Consider the following 21,524-nt stretch of genomic DNA (forward strand, 5'->3'; position numbering starts at 1 on the left):
ACCGGTGGAAGCGACAGATGGCGGCACGCACCGCTGCGTCCGCCTTGGGGGAGCCAGGCGTTCTCCCGCTCTGCGGCAGGTGTTCGACCTTGGTTCCCGCCAGACGGCGCCAGCACGTGATGCCCGAGCCGAAGCCCAGCTCTCTTGCGGGAGGTGCACCGACGAGAGGGTGGTGGTCAGCGCCATGGAGGCGGGTCGTCCGCCGGAGGGTGACCTCGCCGACGGGGGTGGCGGCGAGGTCCCGGCCGAACGCTACCCCCACATCCGGGGTCGGGTCGCAGTATCTGCGAATTGCAGAAGTCTGCAATTTCATAGATGCTGTGATTGTTGTGTTCGTAGGTAGCCGCGGGCACGGCACCAGGCACTTGCCCCGATCGGGGTGGTGAGAAGGGTGCGAGGCCATGCCGGTTCCGCTGTATCAGGCCAAGGCCGAGTTCTTCCGGATGCTCGGGCACCCGGTGCGGATAAGGGTTCTGGAGCTGTTGCAGGACGGGCCGATGCCGGTACGGGACCTGCTGGCCGCGATTGAGGTCGAGCCCTCTGCCCTGTCCCAGCAGCTCGCGGTCCTTCGGCGCTCGGGGATCGTCACCTCGACCCGCGACGGATCGACCGTGGTCTACGCACTGGCGGGCGGGGACGTCGCGCAGCTGATGCTGGCGGCGCGGCGGATCCTGACCGAGGTGCTGACCGGGCAGAGCGAGCTGCTGGAGGAACTGCGCGAGTCCGAGGTCCCGGCCCCGTGACCGTGAATACTGCGGTGACGGCCGTGCTGGGCCGGGTCCGCTCCGTCCTACCCGCCCGGGCCGACTACGTGGTCATGGCCCGCAGCCCCCGCCGGGACCTGCTGGCCGGTCTCACCGTGGCGATCGTCGCCCTTCCTCTCGCCCTCGGATTCGGGATCTCCTCCGGCTTGGGCGCGGCGGCGGGGCTGGCCACCGCCGTGGTCGCGGGCGCGCTCGCCGCCTTGTTCGGCGGTTCGAATCTTCAGGTGTCCGGACCGACCGGTGCGATGACCGTGGTCCTGGTGCCGATCGTCGCCCAGTACGGGCCCGGCGGCGTCCTCACCGTGGGCCTCATGGCCGGTGTCCTCCTGATCGGCCTCGCCCTGCTGCGGGCCGGGCAGTACATGCGGTACGTGCCGGCCCCGGTGGTGGAGGGGTTCACCCTCGGCATCGCGTGCGTGATCGGCCTCCAGCAGATACCCAATGCACTGGGCGTCGACAAGCCGGAGGGCGAGAAGGTCCTGCTCGTAGCCTGGCAGGCACTCGTGGAGTTCGTTGCCTTCCCGAACTGGACGGCGATCGGCCTCTCCGCGGGTGTCGCGGCGGTGATGCTGGCCGGGGCGCGGTGGAAGCCGGGGATCCCGTTCTCGATCGTCGCGGTGATCGCCGCCACCGTGATCGCGCAGCTCTTCCGCCTCGACGCGGCGGCCCCCATCGGTGACCTGCCCTCCGGGCTCCCCGCCCCCTCCCTCGGCTTCCTCGACGCCTCGGCGTTCGGCTCGCTGCTCGCCCCCGCCGTGGCCGTCGCCGCTCTGGCCGCCCTCGAATCGCTGCTGTCGGCGACCGTGGCGGACGGGATGACGGTGGGGCAGCGGCACGATCCGGACAAGGAGCTGTTCGGTCAGGGCATCGCGAACCTGGCGGCTCCGCTCTTCGGCGGCGTCCCCGCCACCGCTGCCATCGCGCGGACCGCGGTCAACGTCCGCACCGGCGCTTCCTCCCGGCTGGCCGCGCTGACCCACGCCGCTGTGTTGGCGGTGATCGTGTTCGCCGCGGCCCCGCTCGTATCAAAGATCCCCCTCGCGGCGCTCGCGGGGGTGCTGCTGGCGACGGCGATCCGGATGGTCGAGGTCGGCTCGCTGAGAGCGATGGTGAGGGCGACCCGCTCGGATGCCGTCGTGCTCGTCCTGACCGCCGCCGCCACCCTGATCCTTGACCTCGTGTACGCGGTGATCACCGGCCTCGTCGTCGCGGGCGCACTCGCGTTGAAGGCGGTGGCGAGCCAGGCCCGGATGGAGCAGGTCGACTTCCGACCGGACCTGCCCGGCGAGCACAGCGACGAGGAACACGCCCTGCTGGCGGAGCACATCGTGGCCTACCGCATCGACGGACCCCTCTTCTTCGCCGGCGCCCACCGCTTCCTCCTCGAACTCTCCGAGGTCTCCGACGTAAAGGTGGTCATCCTGCGCATGGCGAGAGTGACCACCCTGGACGCCACCGGCGCCCTCGTCCTGAAGGACGCCGTGGAGAAGCTGAACCGGCGCGGCATCGCCGTGATGACCTCCGGTATCCGGCCCCGCCAGCGCCAGGCCCTGGACGCCGTTGGAGCCTTGGAGCTGCTGCGTCTGGAGGGCCGGGAGTTCGCCACCACCCCCGAGGCGATCGCCGGCGCCCGCAAGCACTTGGAGTGGGTAGGACTGCTGCCCCGTCCGCACCACCGACCGCACCGCATCCGGAAGGCCGCACGATGACCGTCCCCGCCGACCTCCGCATGATCGAGGTCTCCGGCACCGAGGCTCTCTGGCTCCTCGAGGGCTCCGCCCAGGGCCGACTCGTCTACATCCGGCGGGAGGTGGCCGTCGTCCGCCCCGCCGCACACGTGATGGAGTACGGACGCCTCGTCGTCCGGGCCCCCGTACAAGCCGCCACCATCCCCGGCCGGGCGCTGCTGACCTACCAGGTCGACGAGATCCGCAGCCCGGCCGGGACCGGCTGGACGGTCAGCGCCCACGGCCCGGCCGATGTCATCGCCGACCCCGACGAGGCCGCCCACTACCGGCGCACCCTGCCCGGCTGGGCCCACGGCCCTCATGACACCCTGCTGCGCCTGCACCCGCAGTCCGTGTCCGGGTTCCGCCTGGCCCGCACCGTGAACGGGGTGGGCCGGTGACCGTCCAGGTCGAGGCGATGCCCTACCGGCACGTGCTGGACGTGCCGGCCATGGGGGCCGCCGTTCGCATCGCCCGCGAGACCACCGAGCTTGTCCTCGTCGAGTGCGGGGTGGGTCTTCGTCACCCGAGTGTCGGGCCGACTCTCCTGATCCTGGCCGAGCTGGTCACCAACGCCGTCCGCCACGCTGCAGTCCTGTCCCCGATCATCACGGTCACCTACGCACACGGGCCGGGTGCATTCGCGTTCGCCGTCCGCGACCGCCACCCCTACCAGCCCGCCCTGTTCGGGGCGCTCGCCACCGCCCCGGGCAGCGGCCTGGCCATGGTGGTCGAAATGACGATGGAACTCGGCGGCACCGCCGTCGTACGGGCGGACGCGGACGGGCGCGGCAAGGCCATCTGGATCACCCTTCCCCTGTGAAGCCGAGGAGCTGACGATGACGATCGAATGGCGCTACACCACCCGCCAGGACCTGGGCGTGCTGTCCCTGGCCGGGTATCTCGGCGCGGACGCCACCGACCGGTTCGCTGGTGCCATCGGCTGGGCGATCGCGAGGGGCACCGGCCCGGTCATCCTGGACCTGACCGGCCTGCTGGGCTGGTCGGCCGGCGGGCAGATCGCCGTTGCCCGGGCCGCCCGCCGCCTCGCCGAGAGCGGGCGCCGGCTCGAGCTCGCCGCGATACCGGCGGACGGCTCCCTTGTCCCGGACGCGACCTGCCCGCCCGTCCCGGTCCACTGCGACCTCGCCGCCGCTCTGGCCGCTCACGGAGCCCACGGGACGGTCAAGCAGTGGACCACCGATGACTGGCCCACTCCGCAGTCCCCCGAGGCACCCGCCCTCACCTGAACCCGGCACACCATCCGCAAGATCAGAGACGAAGGACATCGGCACCATGAGCGACATCATCTTCAAGGACTCCAACGGCACCGTCCTGGAGGACGGGGACTCGGTCACCCTGACCAAGGACCTGAAGGTCAAGGGGACCTCCGAGACCCTCAAGCGCGGCGCCCTGGTCAAGAACATCCGCCTCACCTCCCGCCCGGGCGAGGTCGAGTGCAACACGAGGAAGGTCAAGGGCCTGGTCCTGAAGACCGAGTTCCTGAAGAAGGCCTGACCGGCGAAGGTCCCACTGCGGGAGGCGAACGTCACGAAGGTGCCCCGCCGGGTCCCGCGAGTTGCAAGGGTCTGCAATTGTGGAGGTCGCAAGGTGTGAAGAGGGGCGAACGGATGCCTCTGCGAAGGAACGGTTCCGGGTGGATGAGATGGGCAGTCACGACAGAGGTACCCAGGTGAGCACACCGCTGTACCAGCTGAAGGCGGAGTTCTTCAAAACGCTGGGGCACCCGGTCCGCATCCGCGTCCTGGAACTTCTGGCCGAGCGCGAGCACGCGGTCGCCGAGATGCTGCCCGAGGTCGGGGTGGAGGCCGCGAGCCTCTCCCAGCAGCTGGCCGTGCTGCGCAAGTCCAACCTGGTCGTGACCCGCCGGGAGGGCTCGAGCGTGTACTACGCGCTCACCGACCCCGAGATCGTCGAGCTCCTGCGGGTCGCCCGAAGCATCCTCTCCGGCGTTCTGGAGGGCCAGGCCGAACTACTGGCCGACCTCAAGGCCAGCCGCCACGCCTGAACGGTGCCGGCCCTGCGGGACCCGCACCCCACATACGGCGGCCGTCTTCCGTCAGTGCGGGTTCAACGCGCTTCTGACACCGGAAGACGGCCGCTCCCTACATATGCCGAACCTGCGCCGCAGGCGTGCGGGCCCCATTTCGGTCCCGGCCTCACTTCTGGGCGTGCTGCCCCAGGTAGAACAGCAACCAGATGAACCCGGCGAACACGTGCGTGCCGAAGATGTAGAAGAAGGCCCGCATCGCAACGCCCTTCTCCTTCCACTTCTCGTGCTCCGCCGCCATGTCTCTCTCGGGCGGGTTGACCGTCATGACGCGTCTTCCTTCCTGGTGCTCGGCTCCTCGACCGGGCGGCGGCACGGGCGGACGCGGACCTGCGTGCCGTGTTCGCCGGCGTACTCGATGACGGCCGCGACTTCGCAGGCCTCTACCGTGCGAACCTCCGGCTCGTGGCCGGTTCCGAGGTAGGTGATCTCGTACAGCTGTACATCCCTTTGGTTCCTGCTGGTCACGGTGTGCCTTCCGGCAGGATGAAGCGGACGACCACCGTCTTGCCGTGCCCGTCGGAGGAAGGCTCGATACGGACGTCGCCGCCGAACATGCGCGCCAGGTCAGCCACCGTGCGCAGCCCCTGCCCGGAGGTCCGACCAGCATCGGCCGGCGTGATCGGGCGCGGGTCCAGGTCCTCGACCGAGACCACGAGCAGGTGCTCGGCCATGTGGAGAGTTACCTCCGCATCCGGGGAGTCCTGAGCGTGCCGGACGGCGTTGGCCACCAGCTCGCTGACCACCAGGAGCACGGCGCCGAAGAGCGCGCTGGAGCTCTCCAGGCCGAAGAGGACCAGGGACCGTTCGCTGCGTTCGCGCGCGGCCCGCACGGAACCCGGCACCAGCGGCACCGTCCACACGTGCTTGAGCGCCTCGACGGCCGGCTGCCCGCTGGGGTGCCGGGCCGTCACCGACGCCTCGGACACGCCAGTGGCACTGTCTGGTTCACCGGCTGTCTCCGGCTTCGGTGGCAACGCCGTGATCGTGGGCCACGCGCAATGCGTCCTCCAGCTCCTCCGCGGCCTGTGCCTCCTCGAAGGCATCGTCAGCTTCCTGTGCAGCCTGGAGACGAGCCCGCGCCACACGGACCCGTTCCAGCGCCGCTTCCTCGAACCCGGCCACACCGCGACCCCCGTCCATCATATCTAGAACTAGTAAATTGCATAACTCTGCAAGTCTAGCCTGGGACCGTTGGGATGTTCACCGGCCGTGGATGATCAGGGCACCTTGCGTACCATCTGGCGGGTCAGCTCGTAGCGGGCGCCGACTGCGGCCAGGCAGCCATCGTCGACCCGGGCGGCGAGGTCCGGCTCGGCGGCGAGGTCCGGCTCGCGGCGAGGCGTGCCCGGACCCGGCGGACGTTCTCGGTGACCGCCGCACATCGCCTACCTGGCGGACCGGATCCGACCGGCAATCGACCACAGTCTTCAGGGTGAAGCCCGGATCGACGCAGTCGCTGTGAGCACGGCTTTGACGTAGCCGACGGTGTCGCGGGGACTCGGCCACGTCGCCAGGTGGCGGGGCTCGGTGGGTGCCTGCTCGAAGCTGCCGATGCGCAGGAAGGCGGCGGACGGCCCGCACTTGTCCGCGTACAGGCGCCCCAGAGCCTCGACCGCGACCTTGTTCACCCCGTACAGGCCGTCCGGGTGTACGGGCTCCTGTGGCCCGGTGAGGTGCTGCGTCGGGTAGAAGCCGGTCATGAGGTTGCTGCCGGCCGGCACCACCCGCCCGATTCCGTTGCACCTGGCGGCTTCCAGGACGTTGTGCGTGCCCCGCGGAGCGAGTTGCAGAGCCTGAGCCGTCCCGCTACGCCGTGCCACCACGCGTGTCGGAGGGCGTCGCCTGCCTCGCCCCCGGGCGGGAGTCTGGTCCGTGACTGGTCCGGGAGGCGTGACTGAGCGACCCCATTCCGCACTTAGCGTGATGCTCCTGTGTCGATGAGTGACGCTTCGGAACTGATTTCAGGAGTGCAATTTCCCTTCCGGGAGCTCGACTTGGCGCTCTAGAAGAACCCAACTGCTTTCGGGGAATAGCTGATATAAAAGTTCTTCGTCTCCTGGTGGTACAGCATCTGTATCCATGCTGACCAGCGAAAACGGCGATGTCTGCGAATCCTTGGAGGGTGCTGGTCCGGACATGGTCCGGATCTTGGTGTTCTGGCGCTCGGGAGAGGCAGGCTGCGGGAGCGGTGGGGTGTTGTGGGGGCGATCGGGAGCGGGGTGGTCGGCGGAGGTCAGGGCCGCACGGACTCCAGCCGCGCAGGAACGGCGTTAGGTCGTGGGGCCGCAAGCCGGGCCCAGCTGCTGTTCCTCGTCCAGGGAGAGGAGTCTGTTGTCCCCGGCGTCGGAGCAGGGCGGATCAGGCTTTCGCGGTGCGACCGGTCGGGCAGGACGAAGTCAGTTGGCAGTGAACACCCCAGCCATCCAGAATGCAGCGATCACACCAGCCCACCACCAGCGGCCCGCCAACGACAGATGGGCGATGCAGCTTGATTGTCATGGACGAATCAGGTGCAGGTGCCCAGCAGTGTTACCCCTGCCCCACGTCCGAGGCGCCTGTGGCGCGCGCCGGCATGGCCGCCGGCAGGGCAGCATTGTGAGCGTTGGCTACGGGTGGCAGACCGGCCACGGTTCGGCCTCTGGCCACAAGATCGGCTCGTCGGCATGGCCGACGCGTATGCCGGGCCGCCCCGGCCTGGGCCACGCGCGGCGGCCGCCATCAGTCGTCCTTCTCGCCACTGCCGGCTACGTAGGCGACAAGTGCGCCTGCTAGTACGGCCCAGGCCGCTGCGACGGGTCCGGCGGTTGCCCAGCCGAGGAGCCCGAGCAGCAGGGCGGTGAGGGCTCCGGCAGCGAGGGCCCGTGGGCCGGTGAGGAACTTCCACTGGCTGCGTCCACTGCCGGGGTGGCGGATTTCGGCGATTGCCGTCCTGATGACGAGGGCAGCCATCACCATGACGATGCCGAGCAGGGTGATCGCCATGGTGTCTCCGGTGCGGTCAGTTGTGCTGAGCGGCGGGCTGGTCTGCCTCGTCGCGCTGGTAGATGTCGGGGATGCCGTCGGCGTCCGCGTCGACGTTCTCTTCCTCGTACAGGCGCTTGTAGAGGGCGTTGCGGCGGCGCAGCAGTACGGCTGCCAGGACCGCGGCGGTGACCGAGGCGATCAGGACGGCTGCCTTGACGTGCTCGCCGACTGCTTGGCCGGGGAAGGCGAGTTCGCCGATGAGGAGGGCCACGGTGAAGCCGATGCCCGCGAGGACGGACAGGCCCAGCACGTCGGCCCAGGCCAGGTCGGGGTTGAGTTCCGCCTTGGTGAAGCGGGCGGCCAGGTACGTGCCGAGGAAGATGCCGATGACCTTGCCGACGACGAGGCCGACGACGACGCCGAGCGGTTCGGGGCTGGTGAACACCTGCGCCAGGGCGGGACCGGAGATGCTGACGCCGGCTGCGAAGAGGGCGAAGAGGGGGACCGCGATTCCCGCGGAGAAGGGGTGCAGCAGGTGCGAGACGCGAGCCGCGGGGGAGGTCTCCTCGCCCTTGTCGCGGGTGGTGCGCAGGATCAGGCCCATGGCCACGCCGGCGACGGTGGCGTGGACCCCGCCGTTGTACATGAGGGCCCAGATCGCGATGCCGAGCGGCACGTACCACCACCAGCCGCGCACGCGGAGTCGCTGGAGGAGGTAGAAGAGGGCGAGACCGGCGAAGGCTCCGCCGAGGGCCCAGAGGTTCAGGTCCGAGGTGAAGAAGATCGCGATGATGAGGATGGCGCCGAGGTCGTCGACCACGGCGAGAGTGAGGAGGAAGGCGCGCAGCGCGGCGGGCAGGTGCGTGGAGATGACGGCGAGGACGGCCAGCGCGAAGGCGATGTCGGTGGCCATGGGGACGGCCCAGCCGTCGAGGCTGCCGCCGCCGGGGCCCGCGGTCATGGCGTACAGGGCGGCCGGTACCGCCATGCCGCACACCGCGGCGATGACCGGGAGGGCGGCGGTGGCGGGGGTGCACAGCTCGCCGACGACCAGTTCCCGCTTCAGCTCGATGCCCGCGACGAGGAAGAAGACCGCGAGGAGGCCGTCGGCGGTCCAGTGGCCGATGGAGAGTTCCAGGCCGAGGGCGGGTATGCCGAAGTGGAAGTCGCGTATCGCCTCGTACGTCCCGCTGAGTGGGCTGTTCGCCCAGATCAGTGCGATGACTGCTGCGGCGAGGAGGACCAGGCCGCCGACGGTCTCGGTGCGCAGGGCGGAGGCGATGGCCTGGCGTTCCGGCCACGGCATGAGACCGAAGACGATGCGGGGGCGCGGGCTGCTCATGATGACGGGCCTTCCGGGGCGTCGACTGGAGATGGGCATACGGCCCCTGGGACGCCGACCAGACTTCCCGGCACACCGCGCGTCCCGGGCGGCTCAGACACCCCGATTGACGCGTTCTTTACACCCTATGGGAGATGTCCGGATCCCGCTAGAGGGCTTCTCACCTGCAAGAACGCATGCGAGCGGGCTCGTACACACCAAGGTGCGAGGTGTGTACGAGCCCGCTCAGGAGCCGGGCCGCGGGGGCGGTCAGACGGTGGTCTTCACCGGCTCCTGGTCTTCGTCCTCGTTTGCTGCGGTGTCCGTGTCGAGGCCGGCGTCGCGGCGGCGGACGAACTCGAGGAAGTTGTTCAGCTCCCGCTTGACCACGGGGGCCAGGAGGTACAGGCCGATGATGTTGATGACCGCGAGCATGAACAGCACCGCGTCAGCCATGTCGATCAGGGTCTGCAGGGTGAGCAGCGAACCGGCGACCGCGAACAGCGTGTAGAAGACCTTGAAGGTCAGCTCGCTGGCCCTGCTGCGGCCGAAGAGGTGCGTCCACGCCTTCATGCAGTAGTAGCCCCAGGTCAGCACGGTGGAGATGGCGAACAGCATCACCGCGATGGTGAGGATGTACGGGAACCAGGGCAGGACCGTGCCGAAGGCGTCCGAGGTGATCGTCACGCCGCCGACGCCTTCGCCCTTGCGGGCCTCGCCCCAGCTGGCCGGGTTGGCGATGACGATCGTCAGGGCGGTCATCGTGCAGATGACCACGGTGTCGATGAACGGCTCCAGCAGCGCGACCAGGCCCTCGCTGGCGGGGTGCTTGGTCTTGACCGCGGAGTGCGCGATCGGCGCGGAGCCGAGACCGGCCTCGTTGGAGAACGCGGCCCGCTTGAAGCCGACGATCAGCGCACCGAGGACACCACCGGCGACACCCTCGGGATTGAAGGCGCCCTCGATGATCGAGGAGATCGCGGACGGCACCGCGGAGACGTTGACCAGGATGACCACGAGGCAGGCGGCGATGTAGATGCCCGCCATCGCCGGGACGAGCTTGCTGGTCACGGAGGCGATCGAGCGGATGCCGCCGAGGAGTACGACGCCGACGATCGCGGCGATCAGAATGCCGAAGAACAGCGCGCCCGCCGAGGAACCCATCATGCCGCTCTCGCCGCCGGTGACGGACACGAGCTGGGCGTAGGACTGGTTGACCTGGAAGAGGTTGCCGCCGAAGAGACCGAAGAAGAGGATCATCGCGGAGGCGAGGACACCCAGCACCTTGCCCAGCTTCAGGCCCTTGGCGCCGAAGCGGTCGGCCAGGCCCTTGGGCAGGTAGTGCATCGGGCCGCCGGAGACGGTGCCGTCGGCGTGCACCTCGCGGTACTTCACGCCGAGGGTGACCTCGACGAACTTCGTCGCCATTCCGAGCAGGCCGCAGAGGATCATCCAGAAGGTGGCACCCGGGCCACCGATGGAGACGGCCACCGCCACACCCGCGATGTTGCCGAGGCCGACGGTGCCGGAGACGGCCGCGGTCAGGGCCTGGAAGTGGTTGACCTCGCCGGCCGAACCCTTCTCGTCGTACTTGCCGCGCACCACGTTCACCGCGAGGCGGAACTTGCGTATCTGCACCAGCCCGAACCAGCCGGAGAAGACCAGGCCGGCCACGACCAGCCAGGCGACGATCAGCGGAAGCTGTGTCCCGGCCACGGGGACCGAGTAGAAGACGATGTCTCCGAGCCATTTGGCGATGGGTTCGAAGAATCCGCTGACGGCTTCGTCTACGGAGGTGGTGATGGTGTCGAGTGACATCAGGCTTTACCTCGATGGCGCAGAACCGGCGCAGTGCGGTGCGACGGTATGAGTGCGGGCGGGCATGGAGCGAACGCCGTTGTCCGATCGGCGAACCAGGGCGTCCCGGTCTGTGGACTCGGACCGTGACTTCCCTGGCCGTGCAAAGCCGGTGCGTGCCGGCCATCCGCTGCACGGCGAGGGGTGGGCCGGAAGCGGAGTTGCGCATTCTTAGCACGGCCTTTACGCAGTCTTTAGTGATCCACATCACATCGCTGGTCGGTTTGCCGCATTTCAGCAGGTTCGGTAACCCGATCGTTATCCGGATCTGAGGTTCCGCTGAGCGAACGCGGGTGGTTGCCGACTGATCGCGATGCACCCATCGCGGCCCGTGCCAGCGGGCCAGGAGCTCCGCCGATAGCCTGGAGCACGGCCTGGCGAAGCGTAAATGTGCGGTGGCGGCTTCGCCGTCCGGGAGGACTCGATGAAGGTCGACGTACTGGCCGAAGCCGTGATCGCCGCCTCGTGCGGCCATGTCGCCGCCTGCGCGGCCGACCCCGCGAACGCACCCGAGTGGTACTCCAACATCACGTCCGTCGACTGGCTGACCCCGCCCCCGGTAGCGGTCGGCTCCAAGGTCGCGTTCGTCGCCCGCTTCCTCGGCAGGCGGCTGGCGTACACGTACGAGATCACCGCGTACGAGCCCGGGCGCCGGATGGTGATGCGTACGGCGCAGGGCCCGTTCCCCATGGAGACGACCTACACCTGGGAGCCGTACGGGGAGGACGCGGACCGCACGCGCATGACCCCTCCGCAATCGGGGAGAGCCCAGCGGGTTCGCCTCGATCGGCGCCGCCGTGATGGCGGCGGCCATACGGCGCGCGCAGCGCAAGGACCTGGCAGCCCTCAAGGCGCTCCTGGAGGCGCGCCGCTGAACGCCGACCTCACTTGGGCGGAAGGGTTGCGGCGAAGGCTGTGGCCGTCGTGATCCAGTGCTCCAGGACGGCATCCTCAGCCAGAGCGGGGCCGCTCACCGTCACCCAGCCCCGCATCGGACGCCCGGTGAAGTCCATGGGGCGCGCCTCGGGGCGGGCGAGGGCCTGCTCGGTTCCCTCGGGGCCCACGCGGACGATGAGCTCGTCGCCGCCCACGCCCACCGTCATATTGCCGTGCAGCAGAAAGGTGAGGCCGCCGAACATCCGCTTCTCGGTGAGGTCGGGCCGCTCCCCGAGCCGCTCGCGGATCCGCTGGGCCAGCCCTTCGTCGTAGGTCACGGATTCACTGTCCTGCGCCGATCGGTCGCCCGCACGCCGGGCCCGTCACCGGGATGCCGGCGCGCGAACGCGAGGCATGAGGGTCGAGGTGAGCGGTCAGTCCCTCTCCGACCTCCGCTGCTGAGGAGCCGCGTGCCGCGCCGCCGGATGGGCGAGGGCGTGGCGGGGGTCGGTGGCCCGGGTGATCGCGGATTCGACGGAGGCCACGCGGTCCGCCAGGAGGCCGAGGGCTGCGACCGCGCGGGTGAGCGGGTCGCCGTCGGGGCCGCCGAGGGTCTGCGCGCGTACGTGGGCGGTCTTGATCGCGGTCCAGCGTGCGGCCTGCTCCGGTGTGAGGGCGGAGCGGAGTTCGGCGAGCTTCAGGAGGTTGGCCTCGGCGCCGGTGGTGAGGGTCTGGGCCTCGCCGGTGTAGTGGTCCTCGATCACCGCTGCCAGCTCGGCGTCGTTCATGACGGGATCGATCCGGGCGGCGATCTTGTTCATGTTCCGGTACGAGCCCTGGAGCAGGAAGGGCGGCTCGGTGCGGGCTTCCTCGCTCTGGGCGGCCGAGGTGATGTAGGCGGCGTTCACCGCGAGGACGGTGTCCCGGGCGATCAGCAGGTGCCGCAGCACGGCGAGGATCCGCTCCAGCTCGGCCGGGGCGTACGGGTGGGTCAATCGGTCGGCGCTGGCCGTCGGGTCGGCTGTGGCGAGGCGCAGCAGCAGGTCGAGGTCGGCGCGGTCGCGGCCGGCGAGCGGGGCGAGGACAGGGTTGGAGGTGAGGGCGTTCTCGGCGAAGCTGGTGGCGAAGGCATCCTCCTTGCCGGTCAGGACGTCGCCGAGGTTCCAGACGTCGGCGCGGTTGGCGAGCATGTCGGGAATGCGGAAGCGGTGGCCGGACTCGGTGTACGGGTTGCCGGCCATGCAGACGGCGAACCGCTTGCCACGCAGGTCGTAGGTGCGCGCCTCACCGTTCCGGACACCCTCCATGCGGCGGGTGGCGTCGCACAGTGAGATGAACTTCTGGAGCAGTTCCGGCGAGGTGTGCTGGATGTCGTCGAGGTACAGCAGGGTGTTGTTCCCTGCCTCCAGCGCGAAGTTGATCTTTTCGACTTCCCGGCGGGCGGTGGCGTTCGGCGCTTCGGCCGGGTCGAGCGAGGTGACCGTGTGTCCGAGCGCTGGGCCGTCCACCTTGACCAGGACCAGGCCGAGGCGGTCGGCCACGTACTCCATGAGGGTCGTCTTGCCGTAGCCGGGCGGGGAGATGAGCAGCAACAGGCCGTTGCTGTCCGTCCGCTTGGTCTCCCTGGTGGTGCCGAGCTGCTTGGCGAGGTTGTCGCCGATGAGGGGCAGGAACACCTCGTCGAGCAGGCGGCCCCGGACGAAGGAGGACATGACTCGGGGCCGGTAGTCCTCCAGCCGGAGCCGTGCGCGTTCGGCGGCGACCAGAGCCGCGCGCCGGCGCTGGTAGTCGCGGAAGCCGGGCATGGCTGCGGTGGAGAACTCCCTTGTACGAGCGAGTAGTTCGTCGATCCGTATGGTGAGGGACCGGCCGGTGATGCGCGGGTGACGGCCGAGGAGGCCCTCGGCGGTCCCGGCCAAGGGGGCGTCCGACTCGTAGCGGTCGAGGTGCGGGCAGAGCTCGACGGCCACGGCCTCCGCGAGGTCCCCGGGGGCGAGGGGTTCTCCGGTCGCGGCGGCGTACGAGGTGAGCCAGGCCTCGGCGAGCTGGAGCCGGTCAGCCAGGGCGGGCAGTGCGGCGAGGTCCTCGTCGAAGGCGGCTGTGCCGACCGCCCGCCGGAACTTCTCCAGCAGGGTGCGGGCGCCCGTGCTCGTGACGAAGTCGCCCCGGCCGTCGGCCAGTTCCTCGAAGAGGTACTCGGCGGCCGAGGCGCTGCCGGGGCCTTCGATGGCGGCTGCCAGTTCGGCCCGGAACTCGGCGATCGCGGGCGGCGCTCCGAACGCGTCCCGGATACGGGCGAGCGAGGTGGCACGGCGGGTCCAGGTGGCCCGCTCCTCGACGGTCGTGTGGTGGGCCCAGAACAGCTGGGCCTCGGCGCGGGCCGCGGGCGGGTAGCGCAGCAGGCCCGCCGCTTCGTGCAGGCGCAGCAGTACGGTCAGGATGGCGGTGGCGTCGTGGTCGTGGACCCCGCGCTCGTAGCCCTCGTCGTACGCGGCTTCGGCGGCGCGGCGGACGAGGTCCGGGAGGTCGGTCTCCGCGAGGGCGGCCGGTCCGTGCTCGGTGAGCAGGCGTGCGGCGAGGTACTCGGCGCGGTAGACATCGGCGTTCTCGGAGGGCAGCGACTGACCCCAGTAGGCGCGGGTGGCCGCGAACTCCGGATCGGTGACCGGGGAGCGGTAGTCGGTGCCGGTGAGGGCGAAGGCCAGGGTGTCGCCCTGCGGGACCAGGGTGAGGTCCAGCGGCTGGGTGTTGACCGCGAAGCGGTGGCGGCCGAGCCGGACCGTCCTGCCACCGTCCGCGTAGAGCTCGGTGCGGTCGCGCAGCGCGCGGCCGGCCTCCTGCCGCGCGGCCTTGATCCGTCCGTCGATCTCTTCGGCGCGGGTCCCCTCGCCCAGTTCCCGCAGTTCGTCGGCCGTGCGGCGGACCTTGGCGACCATCGGGTCGGAGGCGAAGAAAGTGCTGACCGCGTCGGTGTCGGCGAGCGTGGCCGCCCGGCGGGCGACGGTCTTCAGGACCCGGGCGGCGGAGTCGGCCAGCTGCTCGGCGCGCCGGGCCCGGGCGTCCTGCAGGGTCTGCTTGCGGGCGGAGAACGCGTCGTAGACCTCGGTGCGCTTGGCCGCCAGTTCGGCGAGGAATCCGTCGCTCTCCGCGAACCGCGACTCCAGGTTCTCCAGCCGTAGCAGGAGCCGGGACAGCTGATCGTCGCACGCCTCCGGGCTGTCCGCGACGGCGAGCGCCCCGGTGACCGCCTGGCCCAGCAGGGCGGACTCGGCGGCGAACTCGGCCCGCCCCTCGTGCGCGCGCAGTTCCCGGCGGCGGGCGTCGAGGGTGGCGCGGGCCCGGTTGACGCCGCCGAGGACCTCGGCGATCCGCTCCAGGATCGACGTGCGGACGGTGGCGTCCGCGATGTCGAGTCCGGCGACGACCTCGGTGACGGTTTCCAGGCTTCCGCTCTGTCCGTCGAGGAGGGCGGCGAGGGGAGCCGCCTCGGCGGTGGTGGCGATTGCGGTGGCCTCGGCGGTGAGCCGTCCGGTCTCCTCGTGGTAGTCGGCGAAGGCGTCCTCGCGCGCGAGGAAGGCCACGGCCCGGCCGGCGAAGGAAGCGATGTCACCCTCGGTCTCGGCAGCCAGTTCGTCGATCCGGTCCGTGTCCGCGTACCGCAGCTCCTTGAGGGTGAGCAGGTGCCCGTGCGCACGGCGCAGTTCGGTCAGGCGGTCCACCCAGTCGCCGGTGCTGCGGGGCGCCTCGCCGCGCAGGCGCCGTACGAGCGAGACGGTCCCCTCCGCTGCCTCGGCCAAGGCGTCGGCGGCCTGCCGGGTCAGGGCCTGTACGGTCTCGAACTCGGCCAGCACCTGTTCGGCGGTGACACGGACCTCGCCCAAGGGCGTGAGCAGGTCACCGAGGTCCGGGTCCTCCAGCCAGTGGTACTGGTCGGCGGCCCGGATGCAGGCGGCGACGAGGGTCTCGTACCCGGCGGTGGTCCGGGTCGTCCCGGAAGCCGTGGCGGCGACGGAGAGGCAGTCCGAGATGCCGCGGACGAGGTCGGCGTTCCCCACACGGGCCAGCGCGCCGGCGCCGACGGGCCGGGACGCGGCGTAGGTGTCGGAGACGAAGGGGGAACTCCAGCGCTGGACCGGGTGCACGCGAGCCGGCTCGTCGGAGTCGGTGCGCAGCACCAGCAGTCCGCCGTCGTCGAAGAGGGCGTGGCCGTTGCAGGAGATGGGGGCGGCGATCTCCTTGCGGATGACGTTGTACGGGAGCAGCAGGCTGCGGCCGTCGGCCCGTGAGTGGAAGGCGTACAGCACGTCCTCGCCGTTGGGGGAGCGCACCGTCCGCTCGTACTCCAGCCCTTCGGTGGGGGTGTCGAAGGTCTTGGAGACGCCGGAGGCCAGGCAGTAGCCGCCGGGGAAGACGATTCCCTGGTCCTCGGGCAGCCGGCGGGCGGCCCGGCCGATACCGTCGAGGCGTACGACGGTCCTGGTCACGGTGTTGAAGACCAGGTGGCGCCGGGCTTCCTCCTTGTACGGGCGTACGCGCAGCAGGATCAGCGGCCCGAGGCGCGTGTACTCGATGTCCGCGTCGGCGAGGGACTGGAGCGGTTCGTCGACGGGCTCGGAGTGGATCCCCTCGCCCGTCTCGGTGTCGTCCTCGGTCTTGACGGTGAGCGTGCCGCCGACCGTGGCGACGAAGACCTCGCCCTCGACCGACACGTGCGGGTGGCGGCCCAGGACGTGGTCCTCGCGGGTCGTCGCGGTCCACTCGAAGTCATGGGAGGGCGGAAGGATGTGATCGCGCTCGCCCCGGCCGTCCAGGAACGTCGCCGACCCGTCGTCCTCCAGGGCCCAGCGCAGGACCCGGATGTCCTCGCTCGCCTCGCCGGTCCGGAAGACGGCCAGCAGCTTCCCGTCGACGAGGCGGAGCCGGAGCAGGCGGGTCGCACGGTAGTAGCGGTGGAGGGCCGCGAACTCCCTGAGGAAGCCGGGGTCGTCGAGCAGGCCGGGTACCGCGTCCTCGGGCAGTCGTTCCAGGTCGCGGCCGTGCAGGGCGAACACATCGGCCACATCGGTCTCGGGCTTCAGGCCGGGGAGGGAAGCGTGGTAGCCGAAGAGCAGGCGGTCCCCGACGGCCACGATGTCGCGCGGGGTGCAGTTGTGCGCGGTGCGGATGCGCTCGGTGGCTTCGAGGCTCAGCCCGGTGGAGCCGAACTCCTCGGCACGGCGGGTGTTGAGCGCCTCGGCCCGCCGGGCCAGCTCACCGGCCTGCGCGGCGAGCCGGTCGCGCAGCACCTCGTAGGTGCCCGCGTCCATGGAGGACGTGCTGGTCATGATGTGGCTCCCTGCGGGTGCGTACGGGGTCTTCGGCGTGCTCGGGTGGTGGAGCGTGCCGGGACCGCCGAGGGGTGCACGGCGGCCCCGGACGTGCGGGGGTCCGAGAGATCCGGATCAGGACTTGGCGTTGGCCGAGCCGTTGAGGCCGGCGCTCAACTTCGCGAGGGGCATGTCGGCCAGGCCCAACTGCCCCGCCTTGTCCAGCAGCTCGCCGAGCTGCTTGGACTGGGCGCCGCCGCCCCGCATCAGCTTCATGAGCAGCGCGGACACGGTCAGGTTCTGCACGTCGGAGGTCGAGACCGAGCCGAGGACCCGCGTGACGTCCTCCGTGAAGTCGGACGTGCCGTCCAGCCAGGGCTTCGCGAGCGCCTGGGCGGTGTCGGAGTGCTGGACGAAGGCGTCGATGCCCTTGCCGAGCGAGATCGAGGAGACGAGACGGTCGAAGAAGACGGAGTCGCCGCCGACGATGTTGATGTCGGCCTTCTCCAGCCCGGCCGCGACCACCATGGCCTGGGCCTCGGCGACCTGCCGCTGGACGTCGAGACCGGCCAGCCGGACCTCCTTCTCGGCCGCCAGCCGCAGCCGGTACTCCTCGTGCCCGCGGGAAGCCTCGTCCAGCGCGGCCATCGCAGCGGCCTTCTCCGTCAGACCCGCGGCCTCCGCCTTCAGCTTCTCCCCGATCATCGCCGCGTCGGCGCTCGCCTGCGCCCGGGTGCCTTCGGCCTGCGCCTTCAGCCGGGCCTCGGTGGCGTGTGCTTCCGCCAGCCCGGTCTTCTCGATCGCGTCCGCTTCCTTCTCCCGGACCTGTACGGCGGCCAGTCCGGGTGCCGCCGTCTCCGCCTGGACGCCCTCCGCGAGGCGGAGTTTGGCCCGGGCGTCGAGGTCGGCGGTCTTCACCCGGGCTTCGGCCAGGGTGAGCTGCTCGGCGGCCCGGTGTACGGCCGCGGCCTCCGCCGCCTCGGCGGCCTTGATGTCCTTGACCAGGCGCTCCTGGGCCTCCGCCTCGGCGGCGATGACAACTGTCTGGCGGTGGCGTTCGGCCTCCTCCACGGCACGCAGCTTCTTGATCGACTCCTCCTGCTCGGCGACCGTACGGTCCACCGCGACCCGCTCGCGCACGACCTCGGCGATGTCCCGCTTCTCGGTCTCGACCTCCTTGTCGGCGGCGATGCGCGTCAGCTGCGTCTCCCGCTCCCGGGCGATGACCTCCAGCTGCCGGTCCTTCTCGATGCGCTCGCTCTCGACGGCGATGACCCGTTCGCGGTTCTTCGCGGCGACCGCCACCTCACGCGCCTGGTTCTCGCGCTGGACGCCGAGCTGCTCCTCCGTACGCAGGAAGGCACTCTGGGCGCGCAGCCGCTCCTCCTCGATGACCTTGGCGGTCTCCGCCTCCTCCTTTGCTCGTACGGTTTCGATTTCGCGCCGCTGCCTGATCTCGGCGTCGGCCTGGCGACGCTCCAGCTCCAGGATCGCCTCGCGGGCGTCGACGTTCTGCCGCGTGATCTCTTTCTCCTCCGTGCGCTGGAACTCGTTCGTCCGCACGTGCTCGATGGCGGTCAGCTCGGTGATCTTCCGGATGCCCTGGGCGTCGAGGATGTTCGCGCTGTCGAGCTGGCTCAGCGGCGTCTGCTCCAGGTAGTCGATCGCCGCGTCCTCCAGGCTGTAGCCGTTGAGGTCGGTCCCGATGACGGCGATGATCCGGTCGCGGAACTCGTCGCGCTTGGTGTAGAGATCGGCGAAGTCGAGCTGCTTGCCGACGGTCTTCAGCGCCTCGGAGAACTTCGCGTTGAACAGCTCCTGGAGCGTGTCTTTGTCGCTCGCCCGCTGGGTGCCGATGGCCTGGGCGACCTTGATGACGTCCTCGACCGTCTTGTTGACGCGGACGAAGAAGGAGATGCGGATGTCCGCGCGGATGTTGTCCTGACAGATGAGACCGTCGCGGCCGGTGCGGGTGATGTCGATGGTCTTCACCGAGATGTCCATGACCTCGGCCTTGTGCAGGACGGGCAGGACGACCTGCCCGGTGAAGGTCACGTCGACCTTCCGCATCTTCGAGACGATCAGCGCCTTGCCCTGTTCGACCTTGCGGAACAGGCGGCTGACGATGAGGAGCAGGGCGAGGGCGATGAGCAGGACAACGGCGACGAGCACGCCGAGGCCCAGGGATATGGCATCCATGGTGAAGTCCTTGCGAAGAAGGTGAGATGAGGAGCGTGGCGGCGGGGCTCAGCCGACGGTGCGCGGATCGAGTGCGCTGTCGTACGGGGCGACCCAGAAGAACTCGCCGGGTTCGTCGTAGGCGTAGAGCAGCCCCGGGCTGCCCAGCGGCATGGGGTCGGAGCCGGCTTGGCGGACCTGGACCACGGCGGTCGAGCCGTCGTCCGCGGTCACCTCGGCCTGTCCGAACCGTGCGTCCACGCGGCCGGTTCGGATCGTCGCGACGCGGCCGATGAAGTCCTGCCGGGACGGCTGCGGATCGTCGGGTTGGAACAGCAGGCGCAGCGGGCGGGCGAGGGCGCCGGTGACGGAGCGGGCCACGAGGAGCGACACGGCCAGCAGGACCAGGGAACTGCCGCCGCCGAGACCGAGGCGGTCGAGCAGGACGGTGCCGGCGAGACCGGCGAACCAGGCCACCGCGACGAACAGCGAGGCCGGGACGGTCAGAGGGACACCGGGAGCCCCGAGTGCCGAGGCTCCGACGGCCGAATCCAGCGCGTCGTGCTCGACGCCGCCGCACAGTACGAGCAGCCAGAAGACGAGGACCACGGCCAGGGCGATCGTGAAGATGCCCGTGGGGAAGCCGAGCGCTGCGGCGGTGAACTCGCTCATCCTGTCCCCTCCCGTGGTAGGCGTCTGCGGCACGGGGGGCGGCGGTGCGTGAATACGTTCCGCTTCCGGATCCCGGCATCTGAGCCGTTCCTCCGGATTCCCCCTGCCCGATCCTGCCGGGCTTGCGGGCGCGTCCGCATTGCCGTAGCCCGGCAGTCTTTACGCGTTCTTGATGCCGAGCGGATCTCGCCGGGCGCACAGGTGTCGGTGTGGCTGTACGCCCGGAGCATTTGGAGTTAGTGTGTAACTAATGTTAGTCACTAACTGAAGGGGTGGTGGGATGAACTCTCCGACGGTCGTGGTGGTCGGGGCCGGGCCGACCGGACTCGCGACGGCGGTAGGGCTCCGGCTCGCAGGAGTCTCCGTGCGGCTGCTGGACAAGGCTCCCCGACCGGCGGTGACCTCACGGGCCCTGGGTTTGCAGCCGCGCGGAGCGGAGGTGCTCGACCGCCTCGGGGCCCTCGCGGATCTCCCCGAGCAGTCGGTACGGATCGGGCAGGTCCTCACGTACGTCGACGGCAAACCGCTCGCGCGCCTCCGGGTGGGGCAGCCGACGAAGCGGGTGACGCGGCCCGGCCTGCTCATGTCGCAGTCCGACGTCGAGGCCCGGCTCCGCGCACGCCTCGCCGCCCTCGGCGTCGACGTCGAATGGGGCTGCGAGCTCCTCGACGCGAGCCAGAACGGTGAACGGGTGTTGCTCCGCCTCGCGGACCGGGAGATCCACGCCGACTGGCTGGTGGGCTGCGACGGCGCGCACAGCCGTGTCCGCAGGGCCGCCGGAATCGCGTTCCCGGGGGTGCCCGTGGTCGAGCGCTTCCTCCTGGCCGACGTGACGGCCCGGTTGCCCGTGCCCAGGGACACGGTGGCGGTCTGGCTGCGCGGCGACCGCATGCTCGGGGCCTTCCCGCTTCCCGGCGAGGACCTGTGGCGGCTGATGGCCCCCGCACCCGACGGAGCCGCCGACGATCCACTGCCTGTCCTGTGCGACCTGCTCGCCCAGGAGGCCGACATCCCCTCCTCGGTCGTCCGCAACGCCCACTGGACGTCCACCTTCAAGATCCACCGCTGCCTGGCCTCCACCTACCGGCAGGGCCGGATGCTGCTCGCGGGCGACGCGGCCCACATCCACAGCCCGTTCGGAGGGCAGGGTATGAACACGGGCCTCGGCGACGCCGAGAACCTGGCATGGAAGTTGGCGCTGGTCGCGACCGGCCGCGCCGGCGGGAGCCTGCTCGACACCTACGAGGCGGAGCGCAGGCCGGTGGCTGCCGAGGTACTGAAGTCCACCAGCGCCATGACCGGCATGATCCTGGGACGGACCTGGTGGGCGAGGGTGCTGCGCGACCACGCCTTCGTGCCGCTGCTCGGCCGGCCTCTCGTGCAGCGGCTGCTCTGGGAGAAGTCCTCCCAGCTGACCCTGACCTACCGGACCGGTCCCCTCGGCGGCGGCGCACCGTACAGTCGCGGCCTCCGCCCGGGAGACCGCGTTCCCGACCTCACCTGCACCCGGGCGGACGGCACGGCCACCCGGCTCTACGGGGAACTGCCCGCCCGCTGGGGCCTGCTGACTCCGAGCGGCGGGACGACGGGGGAGTGGGAGGCCGTCGCAGACCGCCACCTCGGAGCAGGATCCGTCGCCATCTTCCGGGTGCCCGACGCCCACCGGGGCAACGCAGCCCTGGTACGGCCCGACGGCCATCTCGCCTGGCGGGGAGCTTCCCCATCAGCCCTCGACGAGGCACTCACGCGCATACTCGTGAGCGGCAGGCAGTGACCACGACAGGC

General features: G+C 70.3%; 21 protein-coding genes. 9 read left to right on the forward strand and 12 right to left on the reverse strand.

The window, feature by feature from the left end; all coding sequences use genetic code 11:
- Positions 1-401 precede the first annotated feature (401 nt).
- The 7 genes from OG373_RS33375 (at position 402) to OG373_RS33405 (ending at position 4,520) form a co-directional block, all read left to right on the forward strand.
- Complete coding sequence (locus OG373_RS33375; RefSeq protein ID WP_374772811.1) at positions 402-743, forward strand: ArsR/SmtB family transcription factor; 342 nt, start codon at positions 402-404, stop codon at positions 741-743.
- 74 nt (positions 744-817) lie between these two features.
- Positions 818-2,473: a SulP family inorganic anion transporter gene (locus OG373_RS33380; protein WP_405444287.1), complete on the forward strand. Its 1,656-nt coding sequence runs from the start codon at positions 818-820 to the stop codon at positions 2,471-2,473.
- Positions 2,470-2,892 (forward strand): pyridoxamine 5'-phosphate oxidase family protein, encoded by a 423-nt coding sequence (locus OG373_RS33385; RefSeq protein WP_405442193.1) that lies wholly within the window; start codon positions 2,470-2,472, stop codon positions 2,890-2,892. The genes OG373_RS33380 and OG373_RS33385 overlap by 4 nt, the downstream gene beginning before the upstream one ends.
- A 17-nt stretch (positions 2,893-2,909) precedes the next feature.
- Positions 2,910-3,314 carry an ATP-binding protein gene (locus OG373_RS33390; protein ID WP_405444288.1) on the forward strand — a complete coding sequence of 135 codons (405 nt, stop codon included), beginning with the start codon at positions 2,910-2,912 and terminating at the stop codon, positions 3,312-3,314.
- 16 nt (positions 3,315-3,330) lie between these two features.
- Positions 3,331-3,741, forward strand: coding sequence for an anti-sigma factor antagonist (locus tag OG373_RS33395; RefSeq protein WP_405442195.1), 411 nt, complete (start codon positions 3,331-3,333; stop codon positions 3,739-3,741).
- A gap of 46 nt (positions 3,742-3,787) precedes the next feature.
- Positions 3,788-4,009, forward strand: a complete 222-nt coding sequence (locus OG373_RS33400; protein WP_405442197.1) for an alkylphosphonate utilization protein — start codon at positions 3,788-3,790, stop codon at positions 4,007-4,009.
- 175 nt (positions 4,010-4,184) lie between these two features.
- Entirely contained in the window at positions 4,185-4,520 is a 336-nt protein-coding gene (locus OG373_RS33405; protein ID WP_190620183.1) for a helix-turn-helix transcriptional regulator, read from the forward strand.
- A 151-nt stretch (positions 4,521-4,671) separates the two neighbouring features.
- On the opposite strand, the gene OG373_RS33410 is transcribed toward OG373_RS33405, so the two are convergent.
- The 8 genes from OG373_RS33410 to OG373_RS33445 form a co-directional block, all read right to left on the reverse strand.
- Positions 4,672-4,830, reverse strand: a complete 159-nt coding sequence (locus tag OG373_RS33410; RefSeq protein WP_405442200.1) for a DUF6126 family protein — start codon at positions 4,828-4,830, stop codon at positions 4,672-4,674.
- Positions 4,827-5,030, reverse strand: a complete 204-nt coding sequence (locus OG373_RS33415) for a hypothetical protein (protein WP_405442202.1) — start codon at positions 5,028-5,030, stop codon at positions 4,827-4,829. The genes OG373_RS33410 and OG373_RS33415 overlap by 4 nt, the downstream gene beginning before the upstream one ends.
- Positions 5,027-5,491 (reverse strand): ATP-binding protein, encoded by a 465-nt coding sequence (locus OG373_RS33420; RefSeq protein ID WP_405442204.1) that lies wholly within the window; start codon positions 5,489-5,491, stop codon positions 5,027-5,029. The genes OG373_RS33415 and OG373_RS33420 overlap by 4 nt, the downstream gene beginning before the upstream one ends.
- A 19-nt stretch (positions 5,492-5,510) precedes the next feature.
- Positions 5,511-5,687 carry a hypothetical protein gene (locus OG373_RS33425; RefSeq protein ID WP_405442206.1) on the reverse strand — a complete coding sequence of 59 codons (177 nt, stop codon included), beginning with the start codon at positions 5,685-5,687 and terminating at the stop codon, positions 5,511-5,513.
- Between the two features lie 305 nt (positions 5,688-5,992).
- Positions 5,993-6,388, reverse strand: a complete 396-nt coding sequence (locus OG373_RS33430) for an NAD-dependent epimerase/dehydratase family protein (RefSeq protein ID WP_405442207.1) — start codon at positions 6,386-6,388, stop codon at positions 5,993-5,995.
- A gap of 895 nt (positions 6,389-7,283) precedes the next feature.
- Positions 7,284-7,547 carry a hypothetical protein gene (locus OG373_RS33435; RefSeq protein ID WP_405442209.1) on the reverse strand — a complete coding sequence of 88 codons (264 nt, stop codon included), beginning with the start codon at positions 7,545-7,547 and terminating at the stop codon, positions 7,284-7,286.
- A 16-nt stretch (positions 7,548-7,563) separates the two neighbouring features.
- Positions 7,564-8,871, reverse strand: a complete 1,308-nt coding sequence (gene nhaA / locus OG373_RS33440; protein WP_405442210.1) for a Na+/H+ antiporter NhaA — start codon at positions 8,869-8,871, stop codon at positions 7,564-7,566.
- A 249-nt stretch (positions 8,872-9,120) separates the two neighbouring features.
- The gene (locus OG373_RS33445) at positions 9,121-10,668 is read right to left on the reverse strand and encodes an alanine/glycine:cation symporter family protein (protein ID WP_405442211.1); all 1,548 of its coding nucleotides are present in this window, start codon (positions 10,666-10,668) and stop codon (positions 9,121-9,123) included.
- 463 nt (positions 10,669-11,131) lie between these two features.
- Between OG373_RS33445 and OG373_RS33450 the strand changes: the two genes are divergently transcribed.
- The gene (locus OG373_RS33450) at positions 11,132-11,635 is read left to right on the forward strand and encodes an SRPBCC family protein (protein ID WP_405442213.1); all 504 of its coding nucleotides are present in this window, start codon (positions 11,132-11,134) and stop codon (positions 11,633-11,635) included.
- On the opposite strand, the gene OG373_RS33455 is transcribed toward OG373_RS33450, so the two are convergent.
- The 4 genes from OG373_RS33455 to OG373_RS33470 form a co-directional block, all read right to left on the reverse strand.
- Positions 11,592-11,921: a TfoX/Sxy family protein gene (locus OG373_RS33455; protein WP_405442214.1), complete on the reverse strand. Its 330-nt coding sequence runs from the start codon at positions 11,919-11,921 to the stop codon at positions 11,592-11,594. The two genes, OG373_RS33450 and OG373_RS33455, sit on opposite strands and share 44 nt — an antisense overlap.
- Before the next feature lie 96 nt (positions 11,922-12,017).
- Positions 12,018-16,907 (reverse strand): DNA repair ATPase, encoded by a 4,890-nt coding sequence (locus OG373_RS33460; protein ID WP_405442216.1) that lies wholly within the window; start codon positions 16,905-16,907, stop codon positions 12,018-12,020.
- A gap of 117 nt (positions 16,908-17,024) precedes the next feature.
- Positions 17,025-19,088, reverse strand: a complete 2,064-nt coding sequence (locus OG373_RS33465) for an SPFH domain-containing protein (protein ID WP_405442218.1) — start codon at positions 19,086-19,088, stop codon at positions 17,025-17,027.
- A 48-nt stretch (positions 19,089-19,136) separates the two neighbouring features.
- Positions 19,137-19,739 (reverse strand): hypothetical protein, encoded by a 603-nt coding sequence (locus OG373_RS33470; protein WP_405442219.1) that lies wholly within the window; start codon positions 19,737-19,739, stop codon positions 19,137-19,139.
- Between the two features lie 280 nt (positions 19,740-20,019).
- Here OG373_RS33470 and OG373_RS33475 point away from each other — a divergent pair, with 280 nt between their 5' ends.
- Positions 20,020-21,513, forward strand: coding sequence for an FAD-dependent monooxygenase (locus OG373_RS33475; RefSeq protein ID WP_405442220.1), 1,494 nt, complete (start codon positions 20,020-20,022; stop codon positions 21,511-21,513).
- Positions 21,514-21,524: the final 11 nt, after the last annotated feature.

Source organism: Streptomyces avidinii (assembly GCF_045161815.1).
Classification (GTDB): domain Bacteria; phylum Actinomycetota; class Actinomycetes; order Streptomycetales; family Streptomycetaceae; genus Streptomyces; species Streptomyces avidinii.

Coding starts and splice junctions, on each gene's coding strand:
- OG373_RS33375 (WP_374772811.1), top strand. CDS start 402: ATGCCGGTTCCGCTGTATCAGGCCAAGGCCGAGTTCTTCCGGATGCTC.
- OG373_RS33380 (WP_405444287.1), top strand. CDS start 818: ATGGCCCGCAGCCCCCGCCGGGACCTGCTGGCCGGTCTCACCGTGGCG.
- OG373_RS33385 (WP_405442193.1), top strand. CDS start 2,470: ATGACCGTCCCCGCCGACCTCCGCATGATCGAGGTCTCCGGCACCGAG.
- OG373_RS33390 (WP_405444288.1), top strand. CDS start 2,910: ATGCCCTACCGGCACGTGCTGGACGTGCCGGCCATGGGGGCCGCCGTT.
- OG373_RS33395 (WP_405442195.1), top strand. CDS start 3,331: ATGACGATCGAATGGCGCTACACCACCCGCCAGGACCTGGGCGTGCTG.
- OG373_RS33400 (WP_405442197.1), top strand. CDS start 3,788: ATGAGCGACATCATCTTCAAGGACTCCAACGGCACCGTCCTGGAGGAC.
- OG373_RS33410 (WP_405442200.1), bottom strand. CDS start 4,830: ATGACGGTCAACCCGCCCGAGAGAGACATGGCGGCGGAGCACGAGAAG.
- OG373_RS33435 (WP_405442209.1), bottom strand. CDS start 7,547: ATGGCGATCACCCTGCTCGGCATCGTCATGGTGATGGCTGCCCTCGTC.
- nhaA (WP_405442210.1), bottom strand. CDS start 8,871: ATGAGCAGCCCGCGCCCCCGCATCGTCTTCGGTCTCATGCCGTGGCCG.
- OG373_RS33445 (WP_405442211.1), bottom strand. CDS start 10,668: ATGTCACTCGACACCATCACCACCTCCGTAGACGAAGCCGTCAGCGGA.
- OG373_RS33450 (WP_405442213.1), top strand. CDS start 11,132: ATGAAGGTCGACGTACTGGCCGAAGCCGTGATCGCCGCCTCGTGCGGC.
- OG373_RS33460 (WP_405442216.1), bottom strand. CDS start 16,907: ATGACCAGCACGTCCTCCATGGACGCGGGCACCTACGAGGTGCTGCGC.
- OG373_RS33465 (WP_405442218.1), bottom strand. CDS start 19,088: ATGGATGCCATATCCCTGGGCCTCGGCGTGCTCGTCGCCGTTGTCCTG.
- OG373_RS33470 (WP_405442219.1), bottom strand. CDS start 19,739: ATGAGCGAGTTCACCGCCGCAGCGCTCGGCTTCCCCACGGGCATCTTC.
- OG373_RS33475 (WP_405442220.1), top strand. CDS start 20,020: ATGAACTCTCCGACGGTCGTGGTGGTCGGGGCCGGGCCGACCGGACTC.